The organism is Chloroflexota bacterium (assembly GCA_026713825.1).
Lineage (GTDB): Bacteria > Chloroflexota > Dehalococcoidia > Lucifugimonadales > UBA1127 > UBA1127.
This window is the reverse complement of record JAPONS010000012.1, coordinates 1-17,941: the sequence shown is the minus strand read 5'-3', so window position 1 is coordinate 17,941 and position 17,941 is coordinate 1. Positions and strand designations below refer to the sequence as shown.

Here is a 17,941-nt window from a genome sequence, read left to right as displayed (position 1 = left end):
TCGATTCTTGCCGCCGAGGACCCTCCATTGAGCGCGTCGCCGAACTTCGCATACAACGCCGGTCAACCCCGGTACGCCTGGGTGGTCATGCTCCACCTGTGGTCCATGGACCACGTTAACAACTTGGTCTTCTTCTCCCTGGGCGTCCTCATCCCCGTCTGGAGGGAAGAGCTGGGCCTGTCGCCGACGCAGGCGGGGCTGCTCGGCACGGCCGGCTTCATGGGCTTCGGCCTCATGGCGCTGCCGGCCAGCATCTGGCTGACGCGCTACAGCCCCAAGCTGGTTACCCTGCTCAGCGGCCTGGGCATGGCGGGCTTCACCATGCTGCAGGCGTTCTCTCCGGGCGCCCTTGTGCTGGTGCTCGGCAGGCTTGGCTTCGTCATGTCGTCCGCGGTGCGTATCCAGATTCAGGTCATGCTCATCCAGCAGTGGTTCCGGCCGCGCCTGTACGCCACGGTGAACAGCCTGGACTACGGCAGCCGTTCCACCAGCCAGGTGGTGGCGTTGGCCGCGACGCCCGCCATCGTCCTGTTGCTCGACAGCTGGCGCAGCTACTACCTCCTCGTCGGCGCCCTGATGGTCCTCATTGTCGGGTCGTGGGTGTTCATGGGGCGAGAACGCGGGACCCGCACCGAGACCGGCGGCGCACCCCGTCACGAGGCCAACCCGGCGGGCGTCCTTCGCCGTAACAAGGTGCTGTGGGTCGTGGCAAGCGCCCAGATTGGTGTCGCGGTGTGCTTTGGCTCCTTCCTCACCTTCTACCCCACCTACGCCATAGACAGGCTGGACATCTCGCTGGAAACGGCGGGGCTGCTGATGAGCGCCTTCCCCGTCGGCGGCATTGTCGGCACGCTGTCGACGGGCCCCCTGTCCCAGTGGGTGGGCCGGCGAAAGCCATTTGTCCTGGTCCCCGGCATCGTGCTGCCCATCGCATACACCCTCTTGCTGCAGGCTCCGAGCGTGCCCGTCGCGGCGCTCATCCTCTTCATCATCGGGGCCTTCGCGATGGGGGTCGCCCCAATCCTCTTCACAATCCCCATGGACCTCAGGCTGGCGCACCGGGAAGTCGCTGTGGGACAGGGGCTCATCCGCACGATCTTCCCTTTCAGCGCGATGTGGGGACCGTTGTTCGTAGGGCTGATGCAGGAGGGCACGGGGTCGCTCTTCATCGGCCTGGCCATCGTTGCGCCCTTGAACATCATCCTCTTCATCAACGGCATGCTCTTGCCGGAGACGGGCATCAGGGGCCGCCTCGACCGCATGCGGGCGGCGCGGACGGCGTAGCGCCGCCCCTGACGGCCCCTTCCTTGCCGCGCCATGTCCCGTCCTCTACCATGGCAGCTTTCCGGCGTCCCTCTGATGGCCCTTCTGTTCCCGTAGCGGAGGAATAGCGCATGCCCCACGAGCTTTCCCTCTTTTGGGATATCGTCATCATCTTCGCAGCCGCCTTCGCCGGCTCCCTGGCCGCGCGGCTGCTCCGCCTGCCCGTCATCGTCGGCTACCTGGCCGCCGGCATGATCATCGGGCCGCACGTTCTCGAGGTGATCGGCAACCAGGAGACGGTGGAGTCCCTGGCCGAGTTCGGCGTCATCCTCCTGCTCTTCGCCGTCGGCGTCGAGGTCTCCTTCCGCGACGTGGTGAAGCTCCGCAACATCGCCGTCTTCGGCACCCTTGCGCAGGTCGCGTGCATGGGTGCCATCGGCTACGGCGTCGGCCTCCTCCTCGACCTCGACGTCGCCAGCGCCCTCACGCTGGCCTTTGCCATCTCCCTCAGCAGCACGATGGTCGTCCTGAAGACCCTGAACGACCGCGGCGAGCTCCTCAGCCTTCACGGCCGCATCCTCACGGGAATGCTCCTCGTGCAGGACCTCGCCTTCATCCCGATGATCGCCATCCTGCCCGCCCTCGGCGGCGAGGGCGGCGGCCTCCTCACCGAGCTCGCGATCGGCCTGCTGAAGGCGGCCGCCGTTCTTGGCGGCATGGCCCTCCTCGGCGGCCGCGTGCTGACGTGGCTCCTCCACCGCGTCACGCAGCTTGGCTCCCGCGAGATTTTCATCCTCTCCCTGGTGGCCATCTCCTTCACAACCGCTGGCCTCACCAGCATCGCCGGCCTCTCGGCCGCCCTCGGCGCCTTCGTGGCCGGTGTCCTGCTCAGCGAGTCCGATTTCGGCCACCGCGCCCTGGCCGAGATCACCCCGCTCCGCGACACCTTCGCCGCCTTGTTCTTCGTGTCTCTGGGCATGCTCACAGACCCGGCGTACATCATGCAGGACCCCGTGCCCGTGCTGGCCATCGTCGCTGTGGTGTTGGTGGGAAAGTTCGGCGTCACGACGGTCATTGGCCGAGCGTTCGGCTACCTGCCGCATACCGCGTTTCTGGTAGGCTTTGGAATGATGCAGATCGGAGAGTTCAGCTTCCTTCTGGCTGCCACCGCGCTGCAGTTCGACATCGTTGGGGATGAGCTCTTCTCGCTGGTCATCGTATCCGCCGTGATCACAATGGCGCTGACCCCGGGCGTTATGTCGGGCGGCGCCGCTGCGCTGGCGGCGGTGAGCTCCCGTTACAGGTCCTTCCGTCCCTACCGCCTCGGCCGCCCCGAGTTCGAGACCCGCATCCACCACATGCGGGGCCACGCCGTCGTATGCGGCCTCGGACGCGTCGGCACGCTGGTGGCGGAGGTTCTCAATGAGCATCACGTTCCATTCATCGCCATAGACCTCGACCCCAACATCCTCCGCCAGTGGCGGGAGCGCGGCATGACTGTCCTCCACGGCGACAGCCACAACGAGCGCGTGCTGGAGGCTGCCAGCGTGCGCTACGCCCGGCTCCTCGTGGTCTGCGTCACCGACCCGGTTGCGACGTGGCTCACGACGCACAACGCCCTCGCCATGAACCCCGGCCTTGACACGGTGACCCTGGTCCGTCAGCGCGAGGAGGGCGAGCGGCTCAAGCGGCTGGGCGTTGCGGAGGTGGTCTGGCCGGAGCTGGAGGGGGCGCTTGAAGCCCTGCGCCACTCACTGTACCGCTACAGGACCGACGGCGCTGAGGTGGAAGCGTTGGTGGACCGCCTGCGCGCAGAGCTCCGCTTCCTCCCACCCGCGGACGCCGATTCCACCGGCCGCTCCGCGTGACCCTGTGCTTGAAGCCTGCCCATGTCAGGCGCCGAGCCGCGGGAAGGAGAAAGACAAAGGGCTGCCCCTGTAGGCAGCCCTCCCTTGTCGACTCAGTTTAGCGACTCCGCTTGCGCTACTTGCCCACAACCACCTTGGCCGGCCCGCCGTACTCAGACAGCGGCTCGCCGTTCACCGTGACCGTGTATTCCACGCCCGCCTCGAACGTCCCCAGCAGCACGACCGTCTCCTCGATGGGGAAGTCCGCGGTGCACATCGCGTCCCGGTCGGCGACCTGGTGATGTGTGATGCGCACGTTGATGGTGTTGTCGTTCCTCCGTACGATCTCGTATCCGTTGTGCTGCGTGCAGCTTCCTGACGGCCTGCCGGAGACCACCTGCAGCGCGAACTGGACGGGATTGCTCTCCATCTCCATCACCTCGACGCGCTGCACGGGCGACTCCGCGATGACCGTATTCCCCAACCGCTCGTCCGGAAGGGTGAATGTGCTGACAGCCTCGCCGTTCACCGTGATTGTGTACGGCTCGCCGGGCGCGAGCCCGCCGGAGATGTACTCGATGGTGTCCAGCTCCACGAACTCCGCCGCGCAGCCCGTGTCCCACGGCACGTCGGGCGGTTGCTGCAGCGTCAGCGTCGCCGCGATCTCCCTTCCCCTGACCTCCAGGCCCTGGCTGCCGGGGCGGGAGCAGTTCTCCACCGTGGACTGGTAGAACTCGATGCGGACGTAGCTGTCACCAAACTCCTGGAAGTGGTAGGCGCGGATGACCTGCGGCGGCCGCTCCACCCACGTGCGGTGGTCGCCATCGACCTGCGCGGCAAGGTCCGGCGGCGGCTGCACCAGCACCAGCGGAATGTCAACGCGGTCCGGGTTGCCGCGCGTGATGACGTCGTAGGCCGTGTCGTTGGTGAACGCCAGCCGCCCGTCGGCCTCGATGATCCGCACCTCCACGGAATACGTGTTGCGGTCGTCGATGTCGTCCCGGTTGTACTCGACCTCGAAGGCGATCGGCACCTGCCCCGGGTCCTCGATGGTCTGCCTGGCGATAAGCACGGATGCAACGTCCTGCAGCGACGTGTCCCGCAGATCGACCTCCAGCCACGCGCCCGGCGTCAGCGGGATGCGCTCCCTGTACGTCACGGTGCCGCGGACGGACGCATTCGGCTCCTTGCCGGAGGTCACCTCGGCGGTCACGGTGGCCGTCGGGTTGGTTGCCGGCCCGCCGCCGCACGCCGCCGCCAACAGCAGAAGCGCCACTGCGGTAGCGAGCAAGAATGTTCTGACATTGCGGTTCATCACGTCACCTCGTCGGGTGATTTTCAGCCTTGGGGCTGTGCTTGTCCCGTGGCCCCCTCATAGAAAAAGACACAGTTTGGGACATGTTGGTTCCATTGCGTAGTATGGTTGGCCCGCCATTGCCTTGTCGTTATAAGGAAAGGAGGGCTGCCCCCCTGGAACAGCCCTCCCTTGAGGTGGGGTGCCGGATTTGCTAGTTCTCCGGGCGAGTGCCGAGGGTGACCGTAAGGGTCACCGTCTCCCCGTCGTCACGCACGATGTCCAGCGTGATCTCGTCGCCCGGCCGGGAGTTCTCCACCAGATAGGAGATCAGGTCGTGCATCTCCCGGATTTCCTCGCCGTTTATGCCTGTGATGACGTCGCCCCCAATCGTCAGGTCCTCGCCTTCGAGCGTGACCTCTTCGTCGCCGCCCTCAATGCCGGCCTCACTCGCAGGCCCGTCCTCGATCGCCCTGATGACGAGCACCCCCCGTGTGCCCTCGGGCAGCCCGATGTATTCGACCGCGTCGGAAGTCAGCGTCGCCCCGCTGATGCCCAGCCAGGCGTACTCGTACTTGCCGTGCTCGATCAGGTCGGGTACGACCTGCTCCGCGATATCAACTGGCACCGCGAAGCCCACGCCGGAATTGGACCCGGAGTTGCTGATGATCTGCGTGTTGATGCCGATCACCTGTCCAAGCCGGTCCAGCAGCGGCCCGCCGGAGTTGCCGGGGTTGATGGGCGCGTCGGTCTGGACCACCAGCGGAATGGAGTACGGGCCGCTCCCGCTGCGTATCGTCCGCCCAAGAGCGCTCACGATGCCGCTGGTCAGCGTGAAGTCCTGCCCAAACGGGCTGCCGATGGCCAGCGCTAGCTGCCCCACGCGGAGACCGTCCAGGTCGCCGCGCGGCAGCGGCTCCAAGTCCCGGAGCGTCGGGTCTATCCTCAGGATGGCGAGGTCTGAGTCCGGGTCTCCGCCCAGGAACTCCGCGTCGTACTCTTGGCCGTCGTGGAAGGCGACGCTCACACTGTCGGAGCCCTCGACCACGTGCCAGTTCGTGAGGATGTGCCCCTCCTCGTCCCATACGAAGCCCGAACCTGCCCCGTGCTGGTACTCGTCAAGGGGTCCGCGGGGAATCCCGCCGAAGGAGTCGCGGCCAAACTGTGTGTCTTCGGGGTCGAGGCGGTGGACGACGCGTACGTATACGACGGACGGCAAAGACTCCTCGTAGATACGCGACAGCACCTCTTCCCTGGCTGCGACAATGTCCATGGCGTCAAGCTGCGGCTCAACTGTGACAGCCTCTGTGACGTTTTCGACCACTGGCGCATCGAGTGCTACGATGTCGACTGTCGTATCTGTGACAGCCGGCGCCGCGATAGTGATCGGCGTGGGCTCTGGCGGCGCTGCAGCCGAGGCGCCCTCCGGTTGCCTTCCCTCATCGGAAGGGCTGCAGGCCGCTATGAGGAAGACGAGGGCGGCTCCTATGTAGAAAACTATCCCTGCGCTCATGGTTTTACGCTCCCGTAGCTGATTTTGATGTAGAGCGTTTGTATTGCTTTTGATTTTCATTTGACTTGGACACATGTCCTTTTCCCCTCTCAAAGCTGGAATCCGCCCTTTCGTCCTGTCATTGGCGGCTCCCGTCCTGTCATTTGCTATTGAAAACGTATTCGTCATCGCCAAGTTAGCCCGATTCCCGTTGCACTGGAGTGGCCCCAATTGCTATCGTAAGGGCCGCAGTATGTGAAAATCGGAGGTCTTCCATGCCGGAGAACTACGTGAAAGTCGCCCAGGCATCCGCCATCAAGCCGGGAATGCTGGCTATGACCAAGGTGGGCGACGTTGAAGTCATGATCGCGAACCTGGACGGCGAGTTCTACGCCCTCGACAATTTCTGCCCGCACGAGGGCTGGGCCCTCCACGAGGGCATTCTCGAGGACGATTGCGTCGAGTGCCCGGGCCACAGCCACTTCTACAGCGTCAAGAACGGCCAGCGCACAGGCGTGCCGGAAGAACGGGCCGCAACCTTCCCCTGCAAGGTGGAGGGTGACGACGTCCTCGTGGACCTCGGCTAGCTACAGTTCCTCCACATCCTGTAAGGGCGGACCTGGTAGCCGCCCGCCTTACTGCCGAGCCCCGCCCCACTCTCCATACCGGCGAAAGCCGGTATCCAGGGGGAAGGGGAGGGCCGGTAGCTGCGCGCCGTAGCTAGAACTCGATCCCCGGCTGCGCCTTGATGCCCTTCTCCGCGAAGGGGTGCTTGATCTCCCGCATCTCTGTCACCAGGTCGGCATAGTCGACCAGCGTCTCCGGAGCGTCCCGGCCCGTGATGATGACGTGCATCGTAGGTGGGCGCTGCTTCAGCGTATCTATAAGCTCGTCCGTTGAAACCCACCCGAACTGCAGCGCGTACGTGAGCTCGTCCATCACTACGACATCGTGGCCGCCGTGCAGGATAGCCTCCTTGCAGTTCGCCCACTGCTCCGCTGCCAGCTCGCCCGAGTGGTCCAGGTCCTTGGAGAGCCACGTGAACCCGTCGCCCAGCGCGCTGATGTCGAGCCCGATCTTCTCCGCCGCCCGCTGCTCGCCGTAGCGCGACCCCGTGTTCTTGATGAACTGAAACATTCGCACGTTCATCCCGCGCCCCCAAGCGCGCAGCAGCACGCCGAGAGCAGCAGTCGTCTTGCCCTTGCCGTTCCCCGTGTTCACGATGACCAGCCCCGTAGCCCCGCGCCTGCCCGTGCGAGCCTCGGCGCCCGCCTCATGTGCATCTCCATGCGCATCCTGAGTCATGCCGCGTCTCCTCGCTTTACGTGCCGGTTTCAGCTACAAAATGACCTGCGTGGGACGTCACAGAATGTGTCACGCCCACCCGTTTCCCATGCGCCAATGGTGCGGCGCCACTCAGCCCCCGTCAACTGTCATGCCCGTCCCCGCCGCCGACGTCATTCCCGCGAAAGCCCTGCTGCGGAGGCGGCGGACGGAATCCAGCCGCCCCGCCGCCAACCATGATGCTCGCGTGGAAGCTCCAGGATTTGCTATCCTTGGGCAAACAACACCAAAGGAGCGCCGCCTTGGCCGAAGACTACGTCCGCGTCGCCGACCTGTCCGACTTGCCCCCCGGCGAGCTCATGCGCGCCGAGGCCCACGGCTACGAGATCTGCCTCGCCAACGTGGACGGCGAGGTCGTCGCCGTCAGCAACGAGTGCCCCCACGCCAGCTGGCCCCTGCACGCCGGCTTCCTGGACGGCGAGGAAATCGTCTGCGCCGGCCACAGCATCGCCTTTAACATCCGCAATTACGTCAAGGTCTCCCCCTACGACCCCGGCATCCCCCGCTTCCCCGTCAAAGTGGAGGACGGCGGCATCTGGGTGGCGTCCGGCTAGCCACCCGCGCCGGGGCCGTTCGTGCTGAGGGAAATCGAAGCATGAACGGGCGCGCGATAGCGCCCGCCGCCCTGTTCGCCCTAAGCCTGTCGAAGGGCCATGCCTCCTGCACCCCCACCGCCCGTGGCGCCGCACCATCATCCTCCGCATGAATTACAGGAGCAATCACCATGAGACGCATCCCCATCCCTGCTGCCGCCGCCCTCGCCGTGCTGCTGTTCCTCGGCTTCACCGCCGGCTACCTGTTCCGGGAACTCGACCAGGCCAACGTCGATCTGCGCGAAACCCGGAGCGCCCTCGTGCAGTCCAATACTGACCTCGTGGCCAGCATCGAGACGCACAACGCCTTGGCTGCCGACTTCGATACTCTCGCCAAGCAGCGGAACGCACTGGTTGCGGAGCGCGACGCCCTCGCCAGGGGTTTGGCTCAAGTCGGAACGGAACGGGACGGGTTGCGTATCGAAGTGCATGAACTCTCGGAGGAGAACCGCACCTTGGCGCACGAGAAGACCGTACTGACGCAAGAGTACGACCATTTGAAGAGTGCCCACGAGCAACTAGCGGACGCCAACCGGCAACTTGGGGCCCGGCATGAAGCGTTGCAAGTCGTCCATCAGGACCTGCAAGCGTCCCACCAGACACTGCAAGGCTCCCACCAGGAATTACAGGGGTCCTATGAGGAGTTGCAGGTGTCCCATCAGACCCTCAACACCCGGTACGCCGGCTTGGATGCGGAACACACCGCCTTGACCAAAGCCGCTGGCACCGTCGAGACGCTGGAGACGCAGGCGGGCAACCTCCGCACAGAGATCGCCCAGCTGGAGGAGCGGCGGAGGCCCCTCATTCTCTCTCAGCAATCGGAGAGGGTCCTCGGGCTTCTTTGCACTGGTAGCATGGAGCCGAAGTTGACCTGCCTGGACACAGCCACGTGGCTTCACGACTTTCAGCCGGAGAACATCGTCATCGGCGCAACCATCAGCTTTCAGAGCCGCGCTTGCTGGAGTGATGAGCCAAGTAACAGCAACACCGCGCATCGGGTGATGGACATCAAGGTGAGCGGCGGCGTCCACTTCTATTGGCCGCAGGGCGACGCCAACAGCGGCCCCGACGGCTGCTGGGTCCCCCACACCGCCGTAAACGGCTACATCATCGAAGTCCACAAGAACACCAGACCGGCTAACGCCACCCTCCGAAACAACGTGAACGCCGCCAAGTCTACCTACGTCACCGCCAGAGACGCCTATCAAGACCTGCGGCAGGCCCACGGTTGCCATCGAAATATCGGCATATGTACGGTATATTCGGATGCCGCCTACAACACGTTGAATCAGGCGTATCAGCGTTATCTGGAAGCCTACAACTCCTACGACTGCTGGTACCGCAATGCCGAGGACTCACAGTACCCGGGACACATCTCGTACGCGTGCTAGCCCCCATACCGGCGCATGCCGGTATCCAGACCTCTCGCGCCCAACGGCCCTTGCGGAAGCCGCCGCTCCCGCCGCTCCGTCCGCCCCATTCCTGTCGAAGGGCGCCCCCGCAGCCCCCTACACCCCCGCCGCCTGCCGCGCCGACTGCAGCGTATTCTTCAACAGCATCGCAATCGTCATCGGCCCGACGCCCCCAGGCACCGGCGTGATCGCCGACGCCACCTCGGAAACCGGCCCAAAGGCCACGTCCCCCGTCAACCGGTAGCCCCGCTCCCGCGTAGCGTCGTCGACGCGGTTGATCCCCACGTCCACCACCACCACGCCCTCCTTCACCATGTCCGCCGTGATGAACTCCGGCCGTCCCGCCGCCGCGATGAGGATGTCGCCCTGCCGTGTGATTGCGCCCAGGTCTCGCGTACCCGTGTGGCACACCGTCACCGTCGCGTTCGCCCCCGCCGCCTTCTGCAGCAGCAGCAGCGACACCGGCTTGCCCACGATGTTGCTCCGCCCGCACACCACAACGTGCTTGCCCGCTGGATCGTGGCCCGTGCGCACCAGCATCTCCTGCACCCCCGCCGGCGTGCACGGCACGAACGTCGGGTTCCCCGCCGCCAGTCGGCCGAGGTTGAACGGGTGCAGCCCGTCCACGTCCTTGGCCGGGTCGATGGTGTACAGCACCGCCTCCTCGTTCACCTGTGGTGGCAAGGGAAGCTGCACAAGAATGCCGTGGAACCGGTTGTCGGCATTCAATTGCCGCACCAGTTCCACAATCTCCTCCTGCTCCGTTTCCTGCGGCAGCCGGTAGGTTTCCGAGTAAATGCCCGCCTCCTCGGCGGCGCGGCCCTTGTTGCGCACGTACACGGCCGACGCGGCGTCGTCCCCCACCAGCACCACCGCCAGCCCCGGCTCCACGCCCGTCGACGCCTTCAGCGCCGCCACGCCCTCTGCGACCTCGCCGCGCACCTGCTTCGCAATCTCGTTCCCGTTGATGATCTCAGCTGCCATGAACGCTCCTTCAGGATGGTGTCGTGTGCCCCTACGATGATAGCAGCATGGCGGGGTGGAGAGTAGCTGAGACGCACCCCTTCCCACCCCTGAATCGCCATGCTATACTGCCTTCGAAAGAACGAGAGAGGAATAGGTCCCGAGGCAACGTGGACATCGAGCAAAAGCAAGCCATCATCAGCAACTTCAAGACCCACGCGACGGATACCGGCTCAACCGACGTGCAGATTGCTGTCCTCACCGGACGCATCAACGAGTTGAACCGCCACCTCCAGGTCCATAAGAAGGACCACCACACGCGTCGTGGCCTGTTGAAGCTTGTCGGGCAGCGCCGGCGGTTGCTCAACTACTTGGGCAGGACGGCTCCCCCCAGATACCGTGCTCTCTTGACCCACCTCGGTCTCCGCCGCTAACCACTTCTGCGCGGACGACCCCTTCCTCCTCTCGCAACGAATGAGGAGGTTCCCTGATGCGCCACTCCGTTCAATGTGATGTTGGCGGCAAGACACTCACCATAGAGTCCGGCTGGGTTGCCGGACAGGCCGACGGCTCCGTCACCCTTAGACTCGGCGACACCGTCGTCCTTGTTACCGCCTGCATGAGTCCCAACGCCCGCGAGGGCATCGACTTCTTCCCCCTGTCCGTCGAGTTTGAGGAGCGGCTCTACGCCGTCGGGCGCATCCCCGGCAGCTTCTTCCGTCGAGAGGGCCGCCCCGGCACCGACGGCATCCTTGCCGCCCGCCTGACCGACCGCCCCATTCGCCCGCTCTTCCCCAAGGGCTTCCGCAACGAGGTCCAGGTCGTGGCGACTGTGCTCTCCGCCGACCAGGAAAACCCGCCCGATGTGCTCTCCATCGTGGGCGCGTCCGCGGCTCTCTCCATCTCCTCCATCCCATTCGAGGGCCCCATCTCCGGCTGCCGTGTTGGCTACGTCGACGGCCAGTTGGTGGTCAACCCCACGTACCAGCAGATGGAGAACAGCCAGATGGAGCTGGTCGTCGCCGGCAGTCGCGACGCTGTAGTCATGGTCGAGGCCGGCGCCAGGGAAGTCCCGGAGTCCCTCGTCCTCGATGCCCTCGACGAGGCCCAGCGCGCCAACGCCAAGGTCGTCGCCGCCATTGAGCAGCTCGTCGGCCTCGCCGGCAAGCCCAAGGTCACCGTCGAGCCGCCGCCCGCGCCCGAGCAGGCTGCCTTCGACGCCATCACGGACGACGTCCGCGCCCGCATGCGGCAGGCCATCTTCGCCGGCCGCGAGAAGGGCGAGCGCGACCGTGAGCTCAACCTCATCGAGGCGGAGGTCGCGGAGGCCGCCGCCGACGACGTTCCGCGCGGCCAGATCGCTGACGCCTTCGACAAGGTCGTCAATCAGCTCTTCCGGCAGGGCGTCCTCAAGGAGAACGTTCGCGCAGACGGCCGCGAGCGCACCCAGGTGCGCCCCATCACGTGCGAGGTCGGCGTGCTGCCGAGAACGCACGGCACCGGCCTCTTCACGCGCGGCCAGACGCAGATCCTCAGCGTCGTCACCCTCGGCTCACTCAGCGATGAGCAGCGCTTGGACACCCTGAGCCCCATCGAGACCAAGCGCTACCTGCACCACTACAACTTCCCGCCCTACTCCGTCGGAGAGGTGCGGCGCGTCGGGTCGCCCGGCCGCCGAGAGATCGGCCACGGCGCCCTCGCCGAGCGCGCTCTGGAGCCCATGATCCCGCACAAGGACGACTTCCCCTACACCATCCGCGTGGTGTCGGAGGCCCTCAGCTCCAACGGCAGCACGTCGATGGGTAGCGTCTGCGGCAGCACCATGAGCCTCATGGACGCCGGCGTGCCCATCAAGGCCCCCGTCGCGGGCGTCGCCATGGGCCTCATCATGGGCGAGGCTGGCGACTACGCCGTCCTGACCGACATCCAGGGCCTCGAAGACCACCTCGGCGACATGGACTTCAAGGTCGCCGGCACCGCCGATGGCATCACCGCCCTGCAGATGGACATCAAGGTCAAGGGCATCACGCCCGCCATCATGCGAGAGGCCCTGCAGCAGGCTAGGGATGCCCGCCTCTTCATCCTCGGCAAGATCCTGGAGGTCATCCCGGCCCCGCGCGGCTACATGAGCCCCTTCGCGCCGCGCATGATCAAGATCTCCATCCCCGTCGACAAGATCGGCGCGGTCATCGGCCCCGGCGGCAAGACCATCCGCGCCATCATCGCCGAGTCCAAGGCCACCATCGATGTCCAGGACGACGGCACCGTCTTCATCGGCTCCCCCAACGAGGAGTCGCTGGAGCTCGCCCGCAGCAAGGTCGAGGGCCTCACCAAGGACGCCGAGGTCGGCTCCATCTTCAACGGCAAGGTCGTCCGCAGCACCAACTTCGGCGCTTTCGTCGAGATCCTCCCTGGCAAGGACGGCCTCGTGCGCCTTGGCGAGCTCGCCGAGGAGCCCGTCGCCCGCGTCGAGGACGCCGTGCAGATCGGCGACGAGGTCAAGGTCATGGTCATCGAGGTCGACCGGCTTGGCCGCATAAACCTCTCGCGCCGCGCCGTGCTGCAGGGCCTCACGCCCGAGATGGCGCTCGCGACCGCTCCCGCGCAGCCGAACGGCGGCGGCGGTCCCCGCAACGGCGGCGACCGCGGTGGGCGACCCGACTTCCGGCGCAACGGACCGCCGCGTGGCGGTTTCGGCGGCGGCCGAGGGCCGCGGTAGGTAGGCAACCATGACTACTGAGTCAAGTAGCAGTCCGCTCCGTGTACTCGTACACGGCGTATCCGGTCGCATGGGCGGCGAGGTCCTCGCCGCCGTGCGCGCCGCCCCCGACATGGAGGCCGTCGGCGGCGTAGACCTGCGCCCGTCATCCAGCCTCGCCGCCGATTTCCCCTTCTACACCGGCGTGGGAACGGCCATCGAGGCCCTCGCTCCCGACGTCATGGTGGACTTCTCCATCGCTGACGCCTCCCCCGGCGCGCTCAAGGCCGCGGCCGGGCGTGGCGTCCACGGCGTTGCTGGCACCACCGGCATCCCGGCCGCCGAGCTCGAGGCCATCGACACCCTCGCGAAGGAGCACGGTGTCGGCGTTGTCATCGCCCCCAACTTCGCCATCGGTGCCGTCCTGCTCGTGCAGCTCGCGCAACAGCTCGGCCGTTTCTTCGAGGTGGCAGAGGTCGTCGAGCAGCACCACGACGCCAAGATCGACGCCCCCTCCGGCACGGCCCTCGCCATAGCTCGCGCCCTCGTCGAGGGTCGCGGCGAGCCCTTCGCGCGCCAGATGCCCGACCGCGAGCCCGCTCCCGGCAGCCGCGGTGCGGAACTCGACGGTGTCTCCATCCACGCCCAGCGCATGCCCGGCCGCCTCGCCCACCATGAGATCGTCCTCGGCACCCAGGGGCAGACCCTGTCCCTGCGCCACGACACCATAGGCCGCGACTGCTACATGCCGGGCGTTCTCACTGCAATTCGGCAGGTGGTACAATACAAAGGACTTGTGGTGGGGCTGGAGAAGCTGCTCAATTTGTAGCTCTCCGCATTGATGTCCCGCTGCAGGCCCGTATCTCACACAAGGACTTGTCCACATGGCTGGAGCAAACATCGCCGTCGTTGGCGCCACCGGCGCCGTTGGACGCGTGGTCCTCAGCATCCTCGAGGAGCGCGGCTTCCCCGTCGAGCGCGCCCGCCTGCTCGCCAGCAGCCGCTCCGCCGGCACCAAGCTGCCCTTCATGGGCGATGAGCTCGTCGTCGAGGAGGCCACCCCAGACGCCTTCGAGGGCGCAGACGTTGTCTTCTTCGCCGCGGGCGGTGGCACCAGCAAAGCCCTCGCCCCGGAGGCCGCCCGTCGCGGCGCAGTCGTCGTCGACAAGTCCTCAGCATGGCGCATGGACGCCACCGTGCCCCTCGTCATCCCCGAGATTAACGGCGACGACCTCCAAGGGCACAACGGTATCGTCTCCAGCCCAAACTGCTCCACCATCGTCATGCTGATGGCCCTCGCGCCCCTGCACCGGGCCAATCCCATCACGCGCGTCATCGTCGACACGTACCAGTCGGCCTCCGGCGCGGGCGCAAAGGGCGTCGCGGAGCTGTATCGGCAGACCCACGCCATGCTCGACGACCAGGACGTTGCCGCCTCGACGTTCCCCTACCCCCTCGCATTCAACGTCCTCCCGCACGTCGAGGACTTCACGGACGACGGCTACACCACGGAGGAGACCAAGATGGAGAACGAGACCCGGAAGATCATGCACCTTCCGGAGCTTCCCGTCTCCGCCACCTGCGTCCGCGTGCCCGTGCCCATCTCCCACTCCGAGGCCGTGCACGTCGAGTTCGAGAACGTTATGTCACCCGAGGAGGCGCGCGACGTCCTCTCCGAGTTCCCCGGCGTCCGCGTCATCGACGACGTTGCGGCGAAGAGCTACCCCCTCGCCGGCTTTGCGGCGGGCAAGGATGAGGTCTTCGTGGGGCGCATACGGCAGGATCGCGCCCTGGCCAACGGCCTCTCCCTCTGGACTGTGGGCGACAACCTCCGCAAGGGCGCCGCCCTCAACGCCGTGCAGATAGCGGAAGAACTGCTGGAACGGAGGCTCGCCGGCCGCAACGGCAACGGGAGGTAGGCAATGGCAGCGCAGATCGGCAGGCTCTTGACCGCCATGGTGACCCCCTTCGACTCCGAAGGCCGCGTGGACTACGCGCAGGCCCGGAAGCTCGCCCTAGCCCTTGTCGCGTCCGGCAGCGACGGCGTCGTCGTTGCCGGCACCACCGGCGAGTCTCCCACCCTGACCCATGACGAAGAGGAGCGCCTCTTCGCCGAGATCAAGGAGGCCCTTGACGGGAGGGGCGATGTCGTCGCCGGCACAGGCAGCAACAACACCGCCGAGGCCATCCGCTACACCGAGACCGCCACGAGGATCGGCGCCGACGCTGTCCTGTCCGTGGTCCCCTACTACAACAAGCCCCCGCAGGAGGGCCTGTACCGCCACTTCAAGGCCATCGCGGACAGCACGGACCTGCCCGTCATCCTCTACAACGTGACCGGCCGCACCGCCGTCAACATGTCGGCGGACACCGTCATCCGCCTAAGCGATGTCCCCAACATCATCGGCATCAAGGAGGCCGGCGGCGACCTCGGCCAGGCGGCCGCCATCATCCGCGACGCCGCGCCCGGCTTCCTCGTCTGGTCCGGCAACGACGACCAGACCTACCCTATAATGGCCATGGGCGGCTACGGCATCATCAGCGTCGCCTCCCACCTCATCGGCGCCCAGATCAAGGCTATGATGGGCCTCACCCTCGAGGGTGACCTCGAGCGCGCCGCCGCCGAGCACCGACGCCTGCTGCCCATATTCCAGGGCCTCTTTGTACTGGCAAACCCAATCCCGGTGAAGTACGCTGTTAATAAGGCTGGTTTCAACGTCGGTGAGCCGCGCCTGCCCCTCATCACCCCGGACCCCGCCACAGCGGCAGCGCTCGATAAGCTCATGGCCAACTACCACGTAGACCTGCCCACCGAAGCCTGGTAGACCACCCCGGGCCACCGTAGCTCAGAGGCAGAGCAGTTGTTTCGTAAACAACAGGCCGTCGGTTCGATTCCGACCGGTGGCTCCACCTCAACCCCCGCCCCCCGTAGGGGCAACCCTCGTGGTTGCCCTTGGCCGCGCCTCACCCCGTCCCACGCGGCCCAAGGCGCGCATTTTCCGGCCTTAAGTTAGGTCTTGCGATTCCGGGTGGAACAGGCACCACAAAGTGAATACCAAAGCCTATTGGCGAAGGTATCCAAAACAAAAATCATCAAGGAATGCGCCTGCTTCGGCAGCGATGGAGTCTGTGTACGTCGCCCATTCATCTTGACCCCAAGCGCGAAACACCTTGCCGGATGTATCCTCTATTTCGGCAATGCGCTCGTCGATGAACCCATCGGGAAGGACGAAATCCCAGAGAACCGTTTCGAAATGTCCCATGACCAGCGCAATGCGCGAAGGTCCTTGATCTGGCAAGGCGTCCTCGGCAACTTGTTTCGCGACAGCGAGAGCGTTGTAGTAGTGCAAATCATGAGCCCAAAAGTAGCGGCACGCGACGTTCAACTCGGATTGTGTTATGCGCGAATCGGCAAAGTAGTCGCGGGCCTTGTCTTCCGGGCTTGCGCACGACACGGAGGCGATCACCACCACTACGAAAGCCACCATCACGAGAGCCGTGCCTTTGGTTATTACGGGAAGGTATTGCATCGCGTGCCGGTCTATTGCTTGAGCCGTTCTTCCAGCATGGCGTCTGCACATTCGTAGGCCCGCGGGGCCAACACCGGGGCGATACCGGACGTCCAGCCCTGATGGGTCAATATCCCTAACAGGGCTTGAACGGCAAAGTAGTCGCGCAACGTCATGCCGTCTTGGGAATCGTCCACGCCCTGAAGGGTCTCCGCCGGGCTTGCGCCTCTTGGAAACGCCGGGCCGCCGTCGTAGTTGGCCATACCGCACCCTCCTTCTAAGTGAAGTGCGCGGATGCTAGCAGACTGGCGTGGCGTGTCAAGGTTACCACATGGCCGGTCCCCTCTACCGTCGTTCCTGCGGAGGCAGGAACCCAGAGGGGCGTGGGAGGCTCGTCGCCCGCCCCTGCTGTTGGCGCCGCCGCTGCGAAGCCTGCCCCGTACCCCGGTACGAAGGCAGGAACCCCGATGAACCGCCCCCCGCTCGCCCTAAGCCCGTTGAAGGCCCACCCCGTTGACGGCATCCCCGCCAGTCGCAATAATCCACCCAAAACCCGGCTATCCGGAGTGCGAGCATAGCCTATGGCTCTCGACATTGAGTTTCCATTGACACTACACGCCGACTCAACATTCGTGCCGAGGATCTGATAGCAAGACCAAATAGGTGCAGAAGGGAGCTCGATATGCAGAACGAACAGACAATGCTGGAGATTTTCCGGTCTTTCCTGCCGACAGAACTCTCCGCAGACCTCAATGACGAAGCCGTCCTGCCTGCGGTGATCATTCAAACCCACGCTCGGCTTGTAGCGGGGACAGCGATTATTGCGCAACTTCTGCAAGGCAAGCAGATAGCTGATATACCTGAGCGCCCTGCTTGGTGGCCCACTGAGTTTTCTCCAAGCTTGACCCTGATGGCGGTGTACGACCACGCGTGGGAAGAAATGCGCAACCGCATCACCAGCCCGTGAGTCCCCTCAAGTGATGCCGGGAGGGTCAGGGTGTGGCCCCACCTGAGCACACCCTGGTGAGTGCCATGAGCACCACCACGATAATGAGGCTTCCGATGATCAGAAGCCCCAAAGCATTGCCATTTGGTGAAGTGGGTTTTGGCACGTGGCCCCTCGTGCGCCCAGCTGTGCGCTAGATAGTACCACGACCCCCTCATTCAGGTGTTCGGAACACTTTTGAACTTCTCTCGTGGGTGTTTCAGGTTTTGACGGAATCGGCGCAGAGCGTTAGAATCAATCGGCTTCACAGTCCTAGCGTCCAATCCTGTTGGTGGTACAAAACCGCGCTCAAATCCCGTTTGCACCCCAAGATTTCGCTACGATAGATACGAATTTTGGGGTTTAACGGACTCGACCGGTGGCTCCACCTCCCCCCAACGCGAAAATGCCATCCCAAGTCCCTTCCCCCTGTGGGGGAGGGTTAGAGCCTGCCCCGTACTTGATACGGGGATGGGGGAGCCCCCCGCCCCCGTCGTAGGGGCGATTCGCAAACCGCCCGTCCCGCCACAGCGGGAACTAC

Annotated in this window: 17 protein-coding genes and 1 tRNA gene; 12 read left to right on the top strand and 6 right to left on the bottom strand. The window is 65.2% G+C overall.

Annotation, left to right across the window (positions count from 1 at the left end):
• Positions 1 to 27: 27 nt before the first annotated feature.
• Positions 28 to 1,284, top strand: coding sequence for an MFS transporter (locus OXC99_01555; protein ID MCY4623684.1), 1,257 nt, complete (start codon positions 28 to 30; stop codon positions 1,282 to 1,284).
• A 110-nt stretch (positions 1,285 to 1,394) separates the two neighbouring features.
• The gene (locus OXC99_01550; GenBank protein MCY4623683.1) at positions 1,395 to 3,131 is read left to right on the top strand and encodes a cation:proton antiporter; all 1,737 of its coding nucleotides are present in this window, start codon (positions 1,395 to 1,397) and stop codon (positions 3,129 to 3,131) included.
• A gap of 115 nt (positions 3,132 to 3,246) precedes the next feature.
• On the opposite strand, the gene OXC99_01545 is transcribed toward OXC99_01550, so the two are convergent.
• Positions 3,247 to 4,401: a YbaY family lipoprotein gene (locus OXC99_01545; protein ID MCY4623682.1), complete on the bottom strand. Its 1,155-nt coding sequence runs from the start codon at positions 4,399 to 4,401 to the stop codon at positions 3,247 to 3,249.
• Between the two features lie 217 nt (positions 4,402 to 4,618).
• The gene (locus OXC99_01540) at positions 4,619 to 5,917 is read right to left on the bottom strand and encodes a trypsin-like peptidase domain-containing protein (protein MCY4623681.1); all 1,299 of its coding nucleotides are present in this window, start codon (positions 5,915 to 5,917) and stop codon (positions 4,619 to 4,621) included.
• A 254-nt stretch (positions 5,918 to 6,171) separates the two neighbouring features.
• Between OXC99_01540 and OXC99_01535 the strand changes: the two genes are divergently transcribed.
• Positions 6,172 to 6,483, top strand: coding sequence for a Rieske 2Fe-2S domain-containing protein (locus tag OXC99_01535; protein ID MCY4623680.1), 312 nt, complete (start codon positions 6,172 to 6,174; stop codon positions 6,481 to 6,483).
• Between the two features lie 133 nt (positions 6,484 to 6,616).
• Here the strand turns inward: OXC99_01535 and cobO are convergent, their stop codons facing one another.
• Positions 6,617 to 7,201, bottom strand: a complete 585-nt coding sequence (gene cobO / locus OXC99_01530; GenBank protein ID MCY4623679.1) for a cob(I)yrinic acid a,c-diamide adenosyltransferase — start codon at positions 7,199 to 7,201, stop codon at positions 6,617 to 6,619.
• 281 nt (positions 7,202 to 7,482) lie between these two features.
• On the opposite strand from cobO, the gene OXC99_01525 reads away from it, so the two are divergent.
• Positions 7,483 to 7,794 (top strand): Rieske 2Fe-2S domain-containing protein, encoded by a 312-nt coding sequence (locus OXC99_01525; protein MCY4623678.1) that lies wholly within the window; start codon positions 7,483 to 7,485, stop codon positions 7,792 to 7,794.
• Between the two features lie 170 nt (positions 7,795 to 7,964).
• Positions 7,965 to 9,224 carry a hypothetical protein gene (locus tag OXC99_01520; GenBank protein ID MCY4623677.1) on the top strand — a complete coding sequence of 420 codons (1,260 nt, stop codon included), beginning with the start codon at positions 7,965 to 7,967 and terminating at the stop codon, positions 9,222 to 9,224.
• 117 nt (positions 9,225 to 9,341) lie between these two features.
• Here the strand turns inward: OXC99_01520 and folD are convergent, their stop codons facing one another.
• Positions 9,342 to 10,229: a bifunctional methylenetetrahydrofolate dehydrogenase/methenyltetrahydrofolate cyclohydrolase FolD gene (gene folD, locus OXC99_01515; protein ID MCY4623676.1), complete on the bottom strand. Its 888-nt coding sequence runs from the start codon at positions 10,227 to 10,229 to the stop codon at positions 9,342 to 9,344.
• A gap of 149 nt (positions 10,230 to 10,378) precedes the next feature.
• On the opposite strand from folD, the gene rpsO reads away from it, so the two are divergent.
• The 6 genes from rpsO (at position 10,379) to OXC99_01485 (ending at position 15,816) form a co-directional block, all read left to right on the top strand.
• The gene (rpsO, locus tag OXC99_01510) at positions 10,379 to 10,642 is read left to right on the top strand and encodes a 30S ribosomal protein S15 (protein MCY4623675.1); all 264 of its coding nucleotides are present in this window, start codon (positions 10,379 to 10,381) and stop codon (positions 10,640 to 10,642) included.
• Positions 10,643 to 10,698: 56 nt separating this feature from the next.
• Complete coding sequence (locus OXC99_01505) at positions 10,699 to 12,927, top strand: polyribonucleotide nucleotidyltransferase (protein MCY4623674.1); 2,229 nt, start codon at positions 10,699 to 10,701, stop codon at positions 12,925 to 12,927.
• Between the two features lie 10 nt (positions 12,928 to 12,937).
• Positions 12,938 to 13,735: a 4-hydroxy-tetrahydrodipicolinate reductase gene (dapB, locus tag OXC99_01500; GenBank protein MCY4623673.1), complete on the top strand. Its 798-nt coding sequence runs from the start codon at positions 12,938 to 12,940 to the stop codon at positions 13,733 to 13,735.
• Positions 13,736 to 13,790: 55 nt separating this feature from the next.
• Complete coding sequence (locus OXC99_01495; GenBank protein MCY4623672.1) at positions 13,791 to 14,825, top strand: aspartate-semialdehyde dehydrogenase; 1,035 nt, start codon at positions 13,791 to 13,793, stop codon at positions 14,823 to 14,825.
• A gap of 3 nt (positions 14,826 to 14,828) precedes the next feature.
• Positions 14,829 to 15,731, top strand: a complete 903-nt coding sequence (dapA, locus tag OXC99_01490) for a 4-hydroxy-tetrahydrodipicolinate synthase (protein MCY4623671.1) — start codon at positions 14,829 to 14,831, stop codon at positions 15,729 to 15,731.
• 10 nt (positions 15,732 to 15,741) lie between these two features.
• Positions 15,742 to 15,816, top strand: a tRNA-Thr gene (locus tag OXC99_01485).
• Positions 15,817 to 15,968: 152 nt separating this feature from the next.
• Here OXC99_01485 and OXC99_01480 read toward each other — a convergent pair.
• Together OXC99_01480 and OXC99_01475 are read right to left on the bottom strand one after the other, a co-directional pair.
• On the bottom strand, positions 15,969 to 16,436 hold the full coding sequence (locus OXC99_01480; protein ID MCY4623670.1) for a hypothetical protein: 468 nt from the start codon (positions 16,434 to 16,436) through the stop codon (positions 15,969 to 15,971).
• 11 nt (positions 16,437 to 16,447) lie between these two features.
• Positions 16,448 to 16,678, bottom strand: a complete 231-nt coding sequence (locus tag OXC99_01475) for a hypothetical protein (GenBank protein ID MCY4623669.1) — start codon at positions 16,676 to 16,678, stop codon at positions 16,448 to 16,450.
• A 419-nt stretch (positions 16,679 to 17,097) separates the two neighbouring features.
• Here OXC99_01475 and OXC99_01470 point away from each other — a divergent pair, with 419 nt between their 5' ends.
• The gene (locus tag OXC99_01470) at positions 17,098 to 17,382 is read left to right on the top strand and encodes a hypothetical protein (protein MCY4623668.1); all 285 of its coding nucleotides are present in this window, start codon (positions 17,098 to 17,100) and stop codon (positions 17,380 to 17,382) included.
• Positions 17,383 to 17,941: the final 559 nt, after the last annotated feature.

Coding starts and splice junctions, on each gene's coding strand:
- OXC99_01550 (MCY4623683.1), top strand. CDS start 1,395: ATGCCCCACGAGCTTTCCCTCTTTTGGGATATCGTCATCATCTTCGCA.
- OXC99_01520 (MCY4623677.1), top strand. CDS start 7,965: ATGAGACGCATCCCCATCCCTGCTGCCGCCGCCCTCGCCGTGCTGCTG.
- dapA (MCY4623671.1), top strand. CDS start 14,829: ATGGCAGCGCAGATCGGCAGGCTCTTGACCGCCATGGTGACCCCCTTC.
- OXC99_01540 (MCY4623681.1), bottom strand. CDS start 5,917: ATGAGCGCAGGGATAGTTTTCTACATAGGAGCCGCCCTCGTCTTCCTC.
- OXC99_01470 (MCY4623668.1), top strand. CDS start 17,098: ATGCAGAACGAACAGACAATGCTGGAGATTTTCCGGTCTTTCCTGCCG.
- folD (MCY4623676.1), bottom strand. CDS start 10,229: ATGGCAGCTGAGATCATCAACGGGAACGAGATTGCGAAGCAGGTGCGC.
- cobO (MCY4623679.1), bottom strand. CDS start 7,201: ATGACTCAGGATGCGCATGGAGATGCACATGAGGCGGGCGCCGAGGCT.
- OXC99_01535 (MCY4623680.1), top strand. CDS start 6,172: ATGCCGGAGAACTACGTGAAAGTCGCCCAGGCATCCGCCATCAAGCCG.
- OXC99_01475 (MCY4623669.1), bottom strand. CDS start 16,678: ATGGCCAACTACGACGGCGGCCCGGCGTTTCCAAGAGGCGCAAGCCCG.
- OXC99_01505 (MCY4623674.1), top strand. CDS start 10,699: ATGCGCCACTCCGTTCAATGTGATGTTGGCGGCAAGACACTCACCATA.
- OXC99_01495 (MCY4623672.1), top strand. CDS start 13,791: ATGGCTGGAGCAAACATCGCCGTCGTTGGCGCCACCGGCGCCGTTGGA.
- dapB (MCY4623673.1), top strand. CDS start 12,938: ATGACTACTGAGTCAAGTAGCAGTCCGCTCCGTGTACTCGTACACGGC.
- OXC99_01480 (MCY4623670.1), bottom strand. CDS start 16,436: ATGCAATACCTTCCCGTAATAACCAAAGGCACGGCTCTCGTGATGGTG.